The 16,587-nt window shown below is 34.0% G+C and carries 12 protein-coding genes and 1 pseudogene; 4 read left to right on the top strand and 9 right to left on the bottom strand.

Annotated features, from left to right (window positions below):
• Positions 1-124: 124 nt before the first annotated feature.
• From F6K27_RS04915 to proX (F6K27_RS04890), 6 genes and pseudogenes are all read right to left on the bottom strand, one after another.
• Complete coding sequence (locus F6K27_RS04915) at positions 125-412, bottom strand: type II toxin-antitoxin system RelE/ParE family toxin (RefSeq protein ID WP_124145038.1); 288 nt, start codon at positions 410-412, stop codon at positions 125-127.
• Positions 397-585, bottom strand: coding sequence for a hypothetical protein (locus tag F6K27_RS04910; RefSeq protein WP_044136527.1), 189 nt, complete (start codon positions 583-585; stop codon positions 397-399). Before F6K27_RS04910 ends, F6K27_RS04915 begins: the two co-directional genes overlap by 16 nt.
• Before the next feature lie 1,118 nt (positions 586-1,703).
• Positions 1,704-3,530: a threonine--tRNA ligase gene (gene thrS, locus F6K27_RS04905; protein WP_287273531.1), complete on the bottom strand. Its 1,827-nt coding sequence runs from the start codon at positions 3,528-3,530 to the stop codon at positions 1,704-1,706.
• A gap of 1,189 nt (positions 3,531-4,719) precedes the next feature.
• Positions 4,720-5,322 (bottom strand): glycine betaine/L-proline ABC transporter substrate-binding protein ProX, encoded by a 603-nt coding sequence (gene proX, locus F6K27_RS04900; protein WP_287273533.1) that lies wholly within the window; start codon positions 5,320-5,322, stop codon positions 4,720-4,722.
• Positions 5,323-5,633: 311 nt separating this feature from the next.
• Positions 5,634-6,503 (bottom strand): annotated as a pseudogene (proX, locus tag F6K27_RS04895) (glycine betaine/L-proline ABC transporter substrate-binding protein ProX).
• 211 nt (positions 6,504-6,714) lie between these two features.
• A complete protein-coding gene (proX, locus tag F6K27_RS04890) occupies positions 6,715-7,728 on the bottom strand; it encodes a glycine betaine/L-proline ABC transporter substrate-binding protein ProX (RefSeq protein ID WP_287273535.1) in 1,014 nt (337 codons plus the stop codon).
• Positions 7,729-7,924: 196 nt separating this feature from the next.
• Here proX (F6K27_RS04890) and F6K27_RS04885 point away from each other — a divergent pair, with 196 nt between their 5' ends.
• Both F6K27_RS04885 and F6K27_RS04880 read left to right on the top strand, forming a co-directional pair.
• Positions 7,925-8,068: a hypothetical protein gene (locus F6K27_RS04885; protein WP_287273537.1), complete on the top strand. Its 144-nt coding sequence runs from the start codon at positions 7,925-7,927 to the stop codon at positions 8,066-8,068.
• A 140-nt stretch (positions 8,069-8,208) separates the two neighbouring features.
• Complete coding sequence (locus tag F6K27_RS04880) at positions 8,209-8,385, top strand: hypothetical protein (RefSeq protein ID WP_287284066.1); 177 nt, start codon at positions 8,209-8,211, stop codon at positions 8,383-8,385.
• A gap of 518 nt (positions 8,386-8,903) precedes the next feature.
• On the opposite strand, the gene proX (F6K27_RS04875) is transcribed toward F6K27_RS04880, so the two are convergent.
• On the bottom strand, positions 8,904-9,923 hold the full coding sequence (gene proX, locus F6K27_RS04875; RefSeq protein WP_287273539.1) for a glycine betaine/L-proline ABC transporter substrate-binding protein ProX: 1,020 nt from the start codon (positions 9,921-9,923) through the stop codon (positions 8,904-8,906).
• A gap of 270 nt (positions 9,924-10,193) precedes the next feature.
• Here proX (F6K27_RS04875) and rplI point away from each other — a divergent pair, with 270 nt between their 5' ends.
• Together rplI and dnaB are read left to right on the top strand one after the other, a co-directional pair.
• Positions 10,194-10,652 (top strand): 50S ribosomal protein L9, encoded by a 459-nt coding sequence (gene rplI / locus F6K27_RS04870; RefSeq protein WP_124145033.1) that lies wholly within the window; start codon positions 10,194-10,196, stop codon positions 10,650-10,652.
• A 457-nt stretch (positions 10,653-11,109) separates the two neighbouring features.
• The gene (gene dnaB / locus F6K27_RS04865) at positions 11,110-14,589 is read left to right on the top strand and encodes a replicative DNA helicase (protein ID WP_287273541.1); all 3,480 of its coding nucleotides are present in this window, start codon (positions 11,110-11,112) and stop codon (positions 14,587-14,589) included.
• A gap of 545 nt (positions 14,590-15,134) precedes the next feature.
• Here the strand turns inward: dnaB and F6K27_RS04860 are convergent.
• Both F6K27_RS04860 and F6K27_RS04855 read right to left on the bottom strand, forming a co-directional pair.
• On the bottom strand, positions 15,135-15,824 hold the full coding sequence (locus F6K27_RS04860; RefSeq protein WP_287273543.1) for a hypothetical protein: 690 nt from the start codon (positions 15,822-15,824) through the stop codon (positions 15,135-15,137).
• A gap of 20 nt (positions 15,825-15,844) precedes the next feature.
• Positions 15,845-16,579 (bottom strand): hypothetical protein, encoded by a 735-nt coding sequence (locus tag F6K27_RS04855; RefSeq protein ID WP_287273545.1) that lies wholly within the window; start codon positions 16,577-16,579, stop codon positions 15,845-15,847.
• Between the last annotated feature and the right edge of the window lie 8 nt (positions 16,580-16,587).

Here is a 16,587-nt window from a genome sequence, read left to right as displayed (position 1 = left end):
CGTGCTACTCCCCCACTCCCTCACTCCCTACTGCCCCAGAATTTTGTACCTCCAAGATAGGAAACCGAGCTTCTAATGAAACTCGGTTCTGAACTAATATTTGATTGGGCACGACCGCTATCAGCTATAAATCTAATAACCTTTTTCCATGAATAACCGCAGCAACAATTACTATATTACCTTTAACTTGATAAAGGACTCGATAACTGTAAGCATAATCTTGTCGGTAACTTTCATCCCCAAACTCTTTGACTACTTCTCCTTGTAAAGGATTATGAATCAAATTTTTGGTGACATTAATTATCCTATGGACTACTGCTGCAGTATAAGAAACAGAGTCACGTGCTATGTAGGAAGCAATCGCGTCCACATCATCTATAGCTTTAGAAGACCAAACTACTTTATAACCCATTTACTCAAAAGCCCTTCAGCTTCTTCTTGTGTAATTTTTCTTTCTTTATCAGCTACTTCTAAACCATGAAGAACTTTTTCAATTACATATAAATGATATTGAACATCTTCAAGGGAGCAATTATCTGGCAATTTACTTAATAGAGATTCTACTTTTTTCTTAGCAGTATTCATAAAGTTCATATTATTAAGTCACTGTTCCTAGCTGTACGTGAGCCATTGGACAGCGACATCTGGTGCTTTGCATTTTTGCGCTTTCCCAGCAGAAAAAAGCGAAAAACACATCCCCTCTTAGAAGAACCTTTAAGATATTAATCATTTTTATCTCTAATTTTATTATTTTGAAACCTTTTGGTCTCATATAGTTCCTTTAAATTAGATGCTTTCATGTTCTAGCGCCTTTCGCAAACAAAATATGTCAGATTATCGCCGACCTTGGCTCTAAATATAAGGAAGGTAATATACCTATCAATAATATAACAATCTGATTTAACTTTTGAAAGAGAATACTATCACTTTGAGCTATCAGCTACCAGTATAATTACTTATAGCTAATAACATATTGGTCAATCATCTATGTTTATGATCCCTGCAAAGTATAACTTGATATAGACTTCTTAATCGTCTTCAAAGAAAAGTTTTACTTTCTATAGATAGACCTATCAAATGCAATTTGGCATAATTTAATGGTATAATTTGGGACTAATCATTATTGATTTATGGCCTTTCAGGAATTATTCAATTCAAAACTTTTAAATACTATCAAGAGCTTATCAAATAACAAGTCAAATAAATAAACCCCCTCTCAATTTATCAGAAAGCAGGTGTAAATACTTATGTGGAGATTAGTCGAAGTATATTTTTGATTTTTAATTACTTCCAGTTTTTTTATGTAGTAACCTAATTGGAATTGATGATAGTTGTGTCATGTAAGGTTCAACAATACTTGAAATCCTCCCGATGTTGCGCTTACGCGACAACGTGAAATTCCCACTCCATCACTGATAGGGACTTTCTGCTGCCTCTTGACAGAGGAGCTGCGCTTTTTCCTATCGGAATGCTCCGCAAACATGTCGCGAAGCGAAACATAGCACCTGTCTCCGAGGCCGAACCTCTTTTTGGTCTTACGGCTGCTCCACAGTACGTCACCAATCCGACACTCTCCTAGCCCAGCAACCTTAATTTAAGTGCTATATCACAGGCTTTGGAAAAACCAATCAATGTTCGGTTTTCCCATGTGACGCTACCTTGCCAGGAGAGCATGAGTCTTCAACCAAGGTTGAGATCAAAGTCTAGAAATTTTCATAGTTAGCGATCGCCCCAGTCATCTTCTCAATTACCTCTGGCACAGTTATAGAACCTAATTCCCCAGCAGCACGAGTCCTAATACTCAAACTATTTGATTCGACTTCCTTAGCTCCAACTACAGCCATTACAGGAATTTTGGCCTTCTCAGCATTTCTAATCAACTTACCCAAACGTTCATTACTAATATCCACCTCAGCACGAATACCTACTTTACGCATTTGAGCAGCAACCTCTTGAGCAAAAGGTAAAAATTCAGAATTAACTGGTAAAAGTTTAGCCTGGGTAGGAGCTAACCAAAGAGGAAAATCTCCTGCATACTCCTCAATTAAAATACCAATTAACCTTTCTAGAGAACCGAAGGGTGCCCTATGAATCATTACCGGACGTTTTCTAGTGCCATCTTCAGCTACATATTCTAAATCGAATCGTTCGGGCAAATTATAGTCTACCTGCACAGTACCCAACTGCCATTCTCGCTCCAAAGCATCCTGGAAAATAAAATCTAATTTTGGGCCATAAAATGCAGCTTCACCAATACCCTCAAAATGATCCATACCCATTTTTTCCACAGCTCCACGGATTGCACCTTCAGCTTTTTCCCAAGCCTCATCAGAACCAATGTACTTATCTGAGTCAGGGTCACGGAAACTTAATCTAGCCTTAAAATTATTTAGTTGTAGATTTTTAAACACAAATAGAGTTAAGTCTACCACACTAAGAAACTCGGCTTCAAGTTGTTCGGGTGTCACAAACAAATGAGAATCATCTTGAGTGAAACCTCGGACTCGGGTTAAACCACCTAATTCCCCAGACTTTTCATGGCGGTAAACAGTGCCAAACTCGGCAAGTCGTATTGGTAACTCCCGATAAGAACGTAAGTCCTGTTTATAAATTTGGATATGGAATGGACAGTTCATTGGTTTTAAAACAAAACCCTGTTCCTGAGCTTCTGATTCCTCATCCTCAGCCATCATCGGGAACATATCCTCTTTATACTTTTGCCAATGTCCGGAAGTTTTGAATAAATCGACTCTGGCAATATGGGGAGTATCTACAGGTAAATAACCCCGTTTCTGTTGTTCTTGTTGGAGAAAGTCTTTCAATGAATTCTTTAACATTGTACCTTTGGGAGTCCACAGAGGTAATCCCGGTCCAACAAGGTCGGAAAACATAAATAGTCCTAATTCTTTACCTAGTTTACGATGGTTTCTTTTGAGAGCTTCTTCCTTTCGTCTTTTATATTCGACCAGTTGTTCTGGTGTTTCCCAAGCAGTACCATAGATACGTTGTAATTGGGCTTTGGTTTCGTCTCCGCGCCAGTAAGCACCAGCAACAGTTTCTAAATCAATTGCTTTGGGATTAAGTTGCTTTGTACTTTCAATGTGAGGGCCAGCACATAAATCCCACCATTGTTCGCCAAGATGATAAATGGTAATTGGTTCTTCTAAATCTTCTAAGATTTCTAATTTATAAGGTTCTTGAATTTCTTCAATTCGACGTTTAGCTTCTTCTCGGCTAACTTCTTCTCTAATTACGGGTAAATCCCGTTTAATGATTTTGACCATCTCTTTTTTGATGGCTTTTAAATCTGCTTCTGTAAATGGCTCTGGGGTATCAAAGTCATAGTAAAAGCCATTTTCGATCCAAGGACCAATTGTTACTTGTGCCTTGGGAAACAGCTTTTGTACTGCCATGGCCATGACATGGGATGTGGTATGGCGAATTTTTTTGAGGGTTTCTGACTCGCTGGTGCGAGGTAAATGGATTTTTTCTGGTTGTTCTGGGGAAGGATTAGATTCTGGCCTAGACATTGGCTGTTTATTCTTGGTTTTTTTATATTTGCACAGGAAAAGAGGAAGACTCTATTCTAGTTTAGTTAATCATCAATTTAGGAATTTTTGCGACTTTAACGCTACATATATAAAACGTTATAGTTTTTGATTACTACATCTAGCGTTTTTTTCTAAATTTTGATTCACAGGAGAAGAGGAAGACTTAACTTAAGTTTAGTTAATCATCAATTTAGGAATTTTTGCGACTTTAACGCTACATATATAAAACGTTATAGTTTTTGATTACTATATCTAGTGTTTTTTTCTCAATCCTGATTCACAGGAGAAGAGGAAGACTTAACTTAAGTTTAGTTAATCATCAATTTAGGAATTTTTGCGACTTTAACGCTACATATATAAAACGTTATAGTTTTTGATTACTATATCTAGTGTTTTTTTCTCAATCCTGATTCACAGGAGAAGAGGAAGACTTAACTTAAGTTTAGTTAATCATCAATTTAGGAATTTTTGCGACTTTAACGCTACATATATAAAACGTTATAGTTTTTGATTACTACATCTAGCGTTTTTTTCTCAATCCTGATTCACAGGAGAAGAGGAAGACTTAACTTAAGTTTAGTTAATCATCAATTTAGGAATTTTTGCGACTTTAACGCTACATATATAAAACGTTATAGTTTTTGATTACTACATCTAGCGTTTTTTTCTCAATCCTGATTCACAGGAGAAGAGGAAGACTCTATTCTAGTTTAGTTAATCATTCATTTAGGGATTTTTGCGACTTTAACGCTACATATATAAAACGTTATAGTTTTTGACTACTATATACGATTATATTAATTATATTACGGATAGTGTTTTGCTTAAATTCTATTTACAATAGATATCTTCAAAAAAGAGGGAGTAGGGAATAGGCAGAAATAATCAATAATTTATGTAGGGTAATTAATTTTATTTTTTATTATTGGAGATGTCTAATGAATCAGTCTCTTGTCTTGCTTTTGCTAACCAATTATCATATTTTTATTGATTATTTTGTACCCATTCTTGAGCATGAAGCGGAATATCTTCTGGTTTGTCTTCACCCTCTTTAATAAGTAAACTTTCCTCACTCATATCGGCAACTAGAATTTCTACTAATTCAAACCATCGTTTAGCAACTGGATTATTTTTTAAGAATTTTTTATTAATTAGCTACTATACGCTGTTACATTATCTGAAAGCCAAAATTTTTTCCATCTAGAGATGTATCTTTTTCACTCAAATTTCCCATAGATTTTGGTAAGGAGGTGAAAGGAACTTCTAACCAAACTACATCTTCTCCTGGTTTTAAAACTACAGATATCCAATGAGGTTCGTAAGCATAATAAATAATTGGTTTTCCTTGCTTATAATGAGTCATTGAATCTCCTAAGAGAATTTCATATTGTCCTTGATTATTTTCTACAGTATCCTCTAATTCATAAGCTTGAAGATGATGCTCGATCACTAATTCACAAGACCAACCAGGATTACAACCTACTAAATTTGCTTTACCATCTCCATCAGAATCAAAAAGTTTGGCTATTTCTGGATTTTGTAATTGTTCAATGTTAGTAATATTATATTTATCGGCTGTTTTTTTATCAATTTGATATCCTTGGATGTCATTGGGAGTTAAATTTCCAACTCCTTCTAATTTTTCTTTTCCACCAGCATTTTTAAAGAATTCATTGTGTTGTGGTTGATAGTAAACAGTGCTATATTCTAAATCTCCATTGGCAAGAGAAATATAGATTGACGGATAATCAATTTCTTTTGTTTTTTTCAACTTTATAGCCGAGTTTTTCTAAGCCTATATTCACTACTTCAGTTTGAAATAATTCTTGTATCCAGGTACTATTGGCACTACGAATAGTAACTATTCCAGGAGGAGTTTTTTGACAGGAAGTGAAAACTATTAATAAGCTTGTTAATATGCTTCCTACTTTTTTCAGGATTTTAAAATTAATTTAATTCCTGATTTTTTGCTCTGATTTATACTTATTTATGAATTAGCTGAAACCTAAAAATGTGAAAAGTAGTATCAGCTTTTTTATAAAATTTAAAACCAATTTTATTATTAAAAAATCAGCAATTTTTTTATGCTGAATTAGCAGCTTTTCTCGCTTTTTCTAACCAAATATCATATTTTTGCTGATTATTTTTTATCCACTCCTGAGCATGACGGAGAATATCTTCTGGTTTGTCTTCACCCTCTTTAATAAGTAAACTTTCAACATTCATATCTGCTACTGGAATTTGTACTAATTCAAACCATCGTTGAGCAACTGGGTTGTCTTCTAGGAATTTTTTATTAGCCACAATATGCTGTTGCAGTAAGGGAAAACCTAGATTTTTTCCATCTAGAGATGTATCTTTTTCAGTCAAATTTCCTATAGATTTTGGTAAGGAAGTAAAAGGTACTTCTAACCAAATTGCATCTTCCCCTGGTTTTAAAATTGTATATATCCAGTGGGGATTAAAGCCATAATAAATAATAGATTTTCCTTGTTTATAGCGAGTAATAGCATCTGCTAGAAGAATTGTATATTGACCTCGATTCTGTTCTACTGTATCTTGTAATCCATAAGCTTTAAGTTGATTATCTATAATTAATTCACAAGCCTAACCAGGATTGCAACCTACTAAGTTGGCTTTACCATCTCCATCGGAGTCAAAAAGCTTGGCAATTCCTGAATCTTTTAATTGTTCAATGTTAGTAATATTATATTTATCGGCTGTTTTTTTATCAATTTGATATCCACTTCTTCCGTTAGGAGTTAAAATTCCAACTCCTTCTAATTTTTCTTCACCACCAGCATTTTCAAAGAATTTTTCGTGTCCTGGTAAGTAATAAATAACACTATATTCTAAGTCTCCATTACCCATAGAAATATAAAGTGCTGGGTAATCAATTTCCTTTGGCTTTTCTACTTTATAGCCGAGTTTTTCTAGAGCTAGATTAACAATATTAGTTTAGAATCACTCTTTTTTTTTACTTTTATAGCGGTTTTCACAAAGATAGACTACAGTAAAAATTATAGATATGCACCAAGCAGGTGAAAATTGTATAAATCGTTGTATTCTAGATTAATGAAAACCGCTGAAAAATCCTTTTAGTTAAGATTTTGTAGTGATGAAATATCCCCTGATTGGCTATTAAAAATTATTTATCCATACTTTAATTAGCTGCTTGCTTTGCTGTTTCTAGCCAACTATCATATTTTTGTTGATTATTTTTTATCCATTCTTGACCATGGCGCAAAATATCTTCTGGTTTGTCCTCTCCCTCTTTGATACGTAAACTTTCAACATTCATATCCACAATTGGAATTTCAACTAACTCAAACCATCTTTTGGCAACTGGGTTGACTTCTAAAAATTTTTGATTCGCTACTATACGCTGTTGAAGCAGGGGAAAGCCAAGATTTTTTCCATCTAGAGATGTATCTTTTTCGCTTAAATTTTCCATAGATGACGGTAAGGAAGTGAAAGGTACTTCTAGTGAAACTACATCTTCATTTGGTTTTAAAACTGTTGATATCCAATGAGGTTCGTAAGCATAATAAAGAATTGGTTTTCCTTGGTCATAACGAGTCATTGCATCTGCCAAGAGAATTTCATATTGTCCTTGATTATGTTCTACAGTATCTTCTAATTCATAAGCTTTAAGATGATGATTGATCACTAATTCACAAGACCAACCAGGATTACAACCAACTAAATTTGCTTTCCCATCTCCATCGGAATCAAAAAGTTTGGCTATTTCTGGATCTTTTAATTGTTCAATGTTAGTAATGTTATATTTATCAGCTGTTTTTTTGTCTATTTCATATCTTTGTATTCCATTAGGGGTTAAAGTTCCAACTTTTTCTAACTTTTCTTCACCACCAGCATTTTCAAAGAATTCATTGTGTTGTGGTTCATAGTAAACACTGCTATATTCTAAATCTCCATTGGCAAGAGAAATATAAATTGCTGGATATTCAATTTGTTTTGGTCTTTCAACTTTATAGCCAAGTTTTTCTAAACCTATATTCACTACTTCAGTTTGAAATAATTCTTGTATCCAGCTACTATTAGCACTCCGAATAGTAACTGTTTCAGAATCAGGAACTTGTTGGCAGGAAGTAAAAATTACTAATAAGCTGGTGAGAATTGTTCCTAGAATAGTTTTGAGATATTTTTGTTTCATTGTGGTTTGATGGAAAATTTTTTCATCAATAGTATTTTACTACTCTCAGCACTAAAGATTTATAGAAATTTGAGCATAGGCAAAAGGCAATATATTTTGATTCAAATGGCAAATTTTGAATTAAAAAGGCTCTACTAATTTCCTCGACCAAAAAGCACTTATCAGACCAGTTTTAAGTTTATTAAAAAAATATAAATTGGTGGTTATTGGAGACCGTGAAATTCACGGTGTCGAATTATCTCACTGGCTAAAAATTAGAGCTAGAACTCAAAAAATTAATTTCATCTTCGGACAAAAACAAGATACTAAAGAAAACCCCGTCAAAAATACCAGCCATTGAGTAATTTACCTGTATATCCAGGAACAAAAATATTTTTAAGTAACATCAATATTACTCATAACAAAGGATTGGGATATTTTAATTTAGTTGCTTATTGGAAACGAAAATATAAAAACAAGATAGAAAAGGAGCCTTGGTAGTTGTTGACAAATCTTGAAAGTTTAGATGAAGTTCTCAAATTTTATCGGTCGATAATGGGTATTGAAGCTATGTTTAAAGATTGTAAAACAGGGGGATATAATCTAGAAGGAAGTAGAGCTAATACACAACGTATTACCAATCTCATTTTACTAGTTGCAATTGCTTATAATGCTTAATGTTACCATGGTAATTGCCTCAAAAAGTCAGGAGGTCAAAGATATATTTTTCGACTAAAAGAACCAGGGCGAAAAGATAGAATACATAGCAATTTGTGGGTAGGTATGTATTGTGAGTTGTGGGTCATAGCTGGGGAATATTTAGTTGAAATTGTCACAGATATGATGAATTTTAATTCTCAGAAAAAGTCTCATGATCAAAGGGGATTAAAAGCTCTGTCAATGTTAAATCATATTTAATTATTTACCCGAAACGTCTGACTATTCATCTGATTATTAAAAATTTTTTAATTGACTTACATAAATGTTTTGAGAGTAATTTACTTGAACAATAAATCAACGCAGTGTGTTGGTATGGGTGAGCGAAGTTCACCCACACCCTCACTAATAATAATTATCATTCTCACAAAACCAGTCAATTTTTCACCCTTGCTTATATCCTTTAAACCCTTATCCCACAATAGCTTTGAGGTGCTTGTCACCCCGTGAGGCTGAAAGCTTATGAAGATTTTTCCTACTTAACTAGCTTCTTTTCTTGCTACCTCCAACCAATTATCATATTCTTGTTGATGATTTTTTACCCACTCTTGAGCATGACGCTGAATATCTTCTGGTTGGTCTTCTCCCTCTTTAATACGTAAACTTTCAGTATTCATATCTGCAACTGGAATTTTGACTAATTCAAACCATTTTCTGGCCACTGAGTTAGCTTCTAGGAATTTTTTATTAGCAACAATACCCTGATCGCCTTTAGGAAGGCCAAGATTTTTACCATCTACTGATGTATCTTTTTCACCCAGATTTCCCATAGATTCTGGTAAAGATGTGAAAGGAACTTCTAACCAAACTACATCTTTTCCTGGTTTTAAGACTGCAGATATCCAGTGAGGATTATAGGCATAATAAAGAATAGGTTCACCTTTTTGATAACGAGTAATAGCATCTGCTAATAAAATTGTATATTGGCCTCGATTATGTTCTACAGTATCTTCTAGTCCATAAGCTTTAAGGTGATGGTCTATGGCTAACTCACAACCCCAACCAGGATTACAACCAACTAAATTTGCCTTACCATCTTTATCTGAGTCAAAAACTTGAGAAATTTCTGGGTCTTTTAATTGTTGAAGGTTAGTAATTTTATATTTATCGGCGGTTTTTTTATCTATTTGATATCCTTGAATTCCATTAGGAGTTAAAATTCCCACTCCCTCTAATTTTTCTTCACCACCAGCATTTTCAAAGTATTTTTTGTGTCCTGGTTGGTAATAAACAACGCTATAGTCTAAGTCTCCATTACCTATAGAAATATAAAGTGCCGGATAATCAATTTCTTTTGGTTTTTCGACCTTGTAGCCTAATTTTTCTAAACCTATATTTACAACTTCGGTTTGAAATGATTCTTCTATCCAATTACTATGAGCACTCCGAATAGTTAAACTTTTATTATTTGGCGATGTTTGACAGGAAGTAAAGACTATTAATAAGTTGGTCAAGATTATTCCTAAAATAATTTTGAAGAATTTTTGTTTAAGTTTCATTTTTATTAGATTGGCAAATTTTACATTTATTGAATATTTATTTGATGATAATTTTTTCCTTGTATAATAGAGTAGGAGATTTACAGTCTAGAGAACATAATTTTAAATGAAATTTAAACTGTACTTATCTAGATATTTAGTCGGTTTGAGCTATTACCCTAGCTTAAATTAATCAGTTAATTTTGTAAATCTACTTTACTAATCATCTCTATGATTCTTTAAATTTAGGATATAATTAAAGTTTGCAGTGAAAATTTAAAAATTAAAATCATGGCCAAAAAATTACAGGTAGTCCTGAATCAAGATGTGAAAAATTTGGGAATATCAGGAGATGTGGTAGAAGTAGCTCCTGGTTATGCTCGTAACTATTTGATTCCTCAGAAAATTGCTTTTCGTACTACTCCAGGTATTCTTAAACAGGTAGAACGTCGTAGAGAACAAGAGCGACAAAGACAAATAGAATTGAAGCAAGCAGCAGAAGCTCAAAAGACGGCTTTGGAAACAGTTGGTCGCTTTAAAATTGCTAAACAAGTTGGTGAAAATGATGCGATTTTTGGTACTGTTACTGATAGAGAATTGGTGGATGTAATTAAGGAAAATACTGGTCAAGAAATTGATAGACGTGGCGTTACTTTGCCAGAAATTAGCAAGGTTGGATTCTACAAAGCTCAAATTAAACTTCATCCAGAGGTAACTGCTGAAGTAGAGATTCAAGTAGTGGGTAGTTAATTAAAGTCAAAAGTCAAAAGTCAAAAGTTAAAAAGAAATTAGGGTTTATGTAAATAAATGCTCTAGTGCCACACTAAATCTAGATTTTATGACTCGAAAATGCGTAAGTATCCTTTGATAGACAATCTTTGACTTTTGACTTTAGTCCAACTGTAATATTCAGCAATTGGATTGAGTATGGATTTTTCTAACAGAGTAATTTAAACTCTACTCCCTATTCCCTTTTCAAATAAATTTTAAATAATTGTAGGTAAATCACAGATGTCTAACAATCGCCTACCTCCCCAAAATATTGAAGCGGAAGAAGCTATTTTAGGTGGCATTCTCCTCGACTTTAATATTCAGCAATTGGATTGAGTATGGATTTTTCTACCAGAGTAATTTAAACTCTACTCCCTACTCCCTACTACCTATTCCCTTTTCAAATAAATTTTAAATAATTGTAGGTAAATCACAGATGTCTAGCGATCGCCTACCTCCCCAAAATATTGAAGCGGAAGAAGCTATTTTAGGTGGTATTCTCCTCGACCCAGAAGCTATTAACCGAGTCACAGAGTTATTACGCCCAGAGTTTTTTGCCATTGAAGCTCATCAAATTCTTTATAAAGCAATGTGGCAACTTTATAATCAGGGCAAACCTACAGATTTAATGACTGTTACCAGTTGGCTTACTGACAATAATCAATTAGAAAAAATTGGCGGGCAAGTAAAAATAGCTCAACTTGTAGAACGAACTGTTTCGGCGGTTAATATCGACCAATATGCTGTTTTAGTTATTGATAAATATATCCGCAGAAAATTAATTCAAGCGGGAAATGAAATTTTTGATTTAGGGTTTCAAACAGCTACTGAATTAAAAACTATTCTTGACCAAGCTGAACAAAAAATATTTGCTCTGACTCAGGATAAACCACAACAAGATTTAGTTCCTATTTCTGAGACTTTAATTAATACTTTTCAGGATATTGAAGATAGAAATGAGGGAGTTGCTTTACCTGGTCTTGCTTGTGGTTTTTACGATCTAGATGCTATGACTGGAGGTTTTCAACGTTCGGATTTAATTATTGTAGCTGGTCGTCCATCAATGGGAAAATGTGCTGCTTACGATACTTTAGTTTTGCAAAAAGATGGCAGTTTAATTACTTTGGCAGAAGTTTATCAAAGGCAGGAAGTAGAATTATTAACTCTAGGGAAAAATTGGAAGTTTCAGATGACTAAACCTTCTGCTTTTATTGATGATGGAATTAAGCCAGTTTTTAGAGTAAAAACAAGATCGGGAAGATTTGTAGAGACGACAATTACTCATCCTTTTCTAACAGTTGATGGTTGGAAACCTTTGGCAAAATTACAGGTAGGAGAAAAAATAGCTGTACCCCGTCGGTTAGATGTTTTTGGCGATGAAACTATTCCAGAAAATCAGTTTGCTTCTCTGATTGATTATGATAATTTCTGTCTTTCTCCTATTGTCTTTAAATTAGAAAAGTCGCAATTAGCTTTATTTATTAGATATTTATTTTCCCTGGATGGATGGGTAAAAATATTTGAAACTGGGGCAGTATGTTTAGGCTATTCTGTGGTTAGTGAAAAGTTGGTTAGGCAAGTACAACATCTTTTGCTCAGATTTGGAATTATTGCTGCTATTGAAAAGGTTGAAGAGTGTAGAAGTAGGAAAGGAAAGACGAATAAATATTTGTGGCATTTAACTATTACAGATAAAGTATCCCTCAAAAATTTGGTGCTAGATATTGGTAATTTTCCATTAGAAAACTTAGATTTATCCTCTAGCAGATTAAATTTAGTCAGAAAGGAGAATTTTTGGGTTGAGAAATTAGAAAATACAGAGGGTTTCTGGGATAAAGTTCTTGTTGTGATGAAAAAGTTTGCTCCATCTATCATCCTTTCGGCACAGAGCAAAAATGGAAAAGAAAAGACCGAGCAAAATTTCAATAATCTAACTACTACTGATGTCTTATTTCGACAAAACTTTCTAGCAAATATTGGTAATGTTCCATCAGAAAGTTTGGATTTACTCAGAAACGAAAATGCCTTGGTTGAAAAACTCAAAGGTAGGGAAATTTTCGGCAATGAAATAATTTCTGTGATGGAAAAGTTTGCCGAATCTAGATTTCTCTTGGCACAGAGCAAAAATAGAAAAGTCAAGACCGAGCAAAATTTCAATAATCTAACTACTACTGATACTTTCGGTGGGAAAAATATTCTGTCAGATATGAGAAATTTTCCATTTATAAATCTAGATTTTCCCTCCTATAGATTAAATTTAGTCAGACAGGAGAATTTCTGGGTTGAAGAATTAGAAAATATTCAGATTTTGTGGAATGAAATTGTTGATGTGATGGAAAAGTTTGCTGAATCTAGATATCTTTCAGCACAGAGCAAAAATGGAAAAGAAAAGACCGAGCAAAATTACGATTATTTTACTACTACTGAGATTTTCTGTGGGAAAAATTTAGGGGCAGATACGAGAAATTTTCCATCTATAAATCTAGATTTCCCCTCCAGCAGATTAAATTTAGTCAGAGACGGAAATTTATTAGTCGAACAATTAGAAAATGACGATATTTACTGGGATGAAATTGTTTCTATAGAACCAGTAGGAGAAAAGCAAGTATACGATCTGACTGTGCCAGAAACTCATAATTTTGTAGCTAATGATATTTGCCTCCACAATACTAGCTTCGCTGTAAATATTGGTCATAGTATTGCAGCTAATCTCAAATTACCAGTAGCAATTTTTAGCCTAGAAATGTCTAAGGAACAATTAGTATTAAGACTATTAGCAAGTGAGGCAAGAATTGAAAGTAATAGATTGCGGTCTGGACGAATTAGTCAGAGTGAATGGGAACCTTTAACTTCCGCTATTGGTACTCTTGCTGAAATGCCAATTTTTATTGATGATACTCCTAATATTACTGTTAATGAAATTCGTTCAAAAGTCAGACAATTACAAAGTGAACAAGGTGGAGCATTAGGATTAATTTTATTAGATTATCTACAGTTAATGGAGGGGAGTAATACTGATAATCGAGTGTTGGAGTTGGCAAGAATTACTCGGAGTTTGAAGGGTTTGGCACGAGAAATTTCAGTACCGATTATTGCTTTGTCTCAACTTAGTAGAAGTGTAGAGTCTCGAACTAATAAAAGACCGATGATGTCTGACTTAAGAGAGTCTGGTTGTTTGACTGGAGATACTTTAATTTGTTTAGCTGATGGTAAAAAAAATCCTATTTCTCATCTGGTTGGTAAGTCTAATTTTTCTGTTTTGGCGTTGAATGAAAATACTGGAAAATTTGAGTCAGCTATTGTTAGTAGGGTTTTTTCTACTGGGGTTAAACCTATATTTTCTTTGCAAACTTCTTCGGGAAAATTGATTCGGGCAACGGCTAATCATCCTTTCTTTTCTATGGGGGGTTGGAAACAGTTAAATACTCTGAATATTGGGGATTCTCTTGCTATTTTGAACCAAAAAATGCTTAAATATTCAATATTGTATTGTGGGCAACTTTTGTATCAAATGGATTTTAGGCCAAAATATGGTGGAAATTTAGGGTCTGTAGTTAAGTGTCGGGAGTGGGAAAAACCTACTCAAATTGATGTTAAATGGGATGAAATTGTGGAAATAAGACCAGATGGTGAGGCGGAGGTTTTTGACTTAACTGTGCCTAGTCTCCATAATTTTGTGGCAAATGAGATTGTTGTTCATAACTCTATTGAACAAGATGCTGATTTAGTTATTATGCTTTATCGGGATGAGTATTATTCCCCAGATACTCCGGACCAGGGTATTGCTGAGGTGATTATTACTAAGCATCGGAATGGGCCGACTGGTACGGTTAAGTTATTGTTTGACCCCCAGTTTACTAAGTTTAGAAATTTGGCAATAAGAGGGAACAGGGAACAGGGAACAGGGAACAGATAAATCAGTTATCAGTTATCAGTTACCAGTCTCAGGAATTTTCCCAGGAGCAATACCAGAAATATTTTCATCTTGTGAAGCTCTCAATAAATGAATGCTAGTTTTTCCCTCGTCAAATCTTTCCATCTATTTCTCCTCAGTGGAAAAGTACGAATATTTTCATTTTGTGAAGCTTATGAAAAAAAAATCGGCACGTCGAAGGATTTTCAGTTGCTTCCTCTTTTCAGTTATCAGTTATCAGCTTTCTACCTAAATTACCAATTTTTAAAGGATGAAATATTATAGAGCGATAGAACTCTGTTCCGCTTCGCGATCTCTCAATCCATTTTTTTTCATCATTAAATTTTTTCATCTAACCTCCTCAGTGGCAAATCACCAATATTGTCATTGTATGAAGCTCCAAAAAAAATCGGCGCGTCAAAGGATTTAGGGGTTGCGCTCTCACAATTTTTCTGATACTTTAATATTTAAGTGTGGTTGTTTGTCTATACGCATGACTTTTTCTTCAACACAAGCAAGATAGTATAGTTTTGAGGGCGATCACCTCTTCAGTTATCAGTTATCAGCCTTCTGCTTAAATTGCCAATCTTTTTACAGAACTGCCAAAAAAAATCCTTAACTGAATCGTATAGGGTTAAATATAGGAAAATTTTCATCGGGGTAATTTCAGCAGTTTCAAAAATCAGATTTGCAAAACTATCAGATTTTAAAATGTTCTTGAGGGGATTAGTCATCTTTTGACCTATGTTTGTTGTGTAAATCTGTAAAATCAAAAGTATAATTAGCTGAACTAAGAAATTCACGCCCAAAGGAAAATCAAAACTTACAATAAAAATTGTTACAATAAAAATTGTTATAAGTGGTAAATAAAATACTAGTAAAAACTCAAGTTTTACATCTAGAAAAAGATTATACCAGTTATCACGAATTGGAGGACGGTACTTTATGAGAATAGATAGTAAGACAAATTGTAAATCTCTATCTAAAGTTTCAAATAGAGATTGCCATCTCTCGCTAGGATTAATCTCATTAATCTCATCAATTTCATCAAACAATACTATCGCGCATAAAGGAATTACTATTCTTGGATCGGGATTATATTGAGAAATTTGTTTAGGAGTGCACTTACAACAAATCAACCAAGCTACTTTTGCCATGCTTTCTCTTTCTGATGGCGGAAAATGAACTGCTATCCATTCCCAATCTCTTAAATTAAATCTATCATCAACTTCTGCCATATTTCTCACTCCTAGAAAACCTAATTATTTAGACTCCTAAATTCTGCCAAATTTAAAGCAGCTAACCTCTGAATCTTTTCATCAGAATGATAAAGCAAACCATTTAAAATTTCTCTCGCATAAGGAGTACCAATTTTCACTAAATCTCTCATTGCTGTTTCCGAACCTTTCTCCGCTAAACCCTTCAATAAAGAAACTGCAATATCTCCCATATTAATAAGTGCTAAACGAGCATCCACCAAATAAACATCCTCATAATACCTAAACAAAATATCCGCCGCTTGTGGCAAATTTGTTTTTGATAAAGCCTTAACAGACGCTCTACGAACTTCCAGAGATTCAGAATTATTCAAAGCATTTTCTAGAAACTCAAAAACAACTTTTCCCCTACCTCTTTCACGAACATCAGAAGCAACTGCTCCAAAAGCTCTAGCTAAATTTTCATCAGAATTTGCTTCTGCCAATTTATCCTTAAACTCTTCAATAATTCTCTCTGCCAAAATAGGATAAACTTCTTGAGCATCCGCTAAACATTCAAAAGCTGTCAGAGAATCTTCCTGATAAATAACCTCTATTAAATTTGTACTATTCCCCGCAAAACCACACCAAAGTTTAACCGTTTCTCGCCAACGTTCCGGGTCATTTTTAAACCTTTCTATTAACTCATTTTCTCTATCTCTCAAAGCTGTCGCTGCAAAATATTCCTGCAAAGTTAGATGAGCAAATTGATATTTATCTCCCCTCTCAATTTTCAATAATAATC

The sequence above is a fragment of the Okeania sp. SIO2F5 genome, from assembly GCF_010692685.1.
Taxonomy (GTDB): domain Bacteria; phylum Cyanobacteriota; class Cyanobacteriia; order Cyanobacteriales; family Microcoleaceae; genus Okeania; species Okeania hirsuta.
The sequence above is the reverse complement of the archived record's forward strand: the minus strand, read 5'-3'. Positions and strand labels throughout refer to the sequence as shown.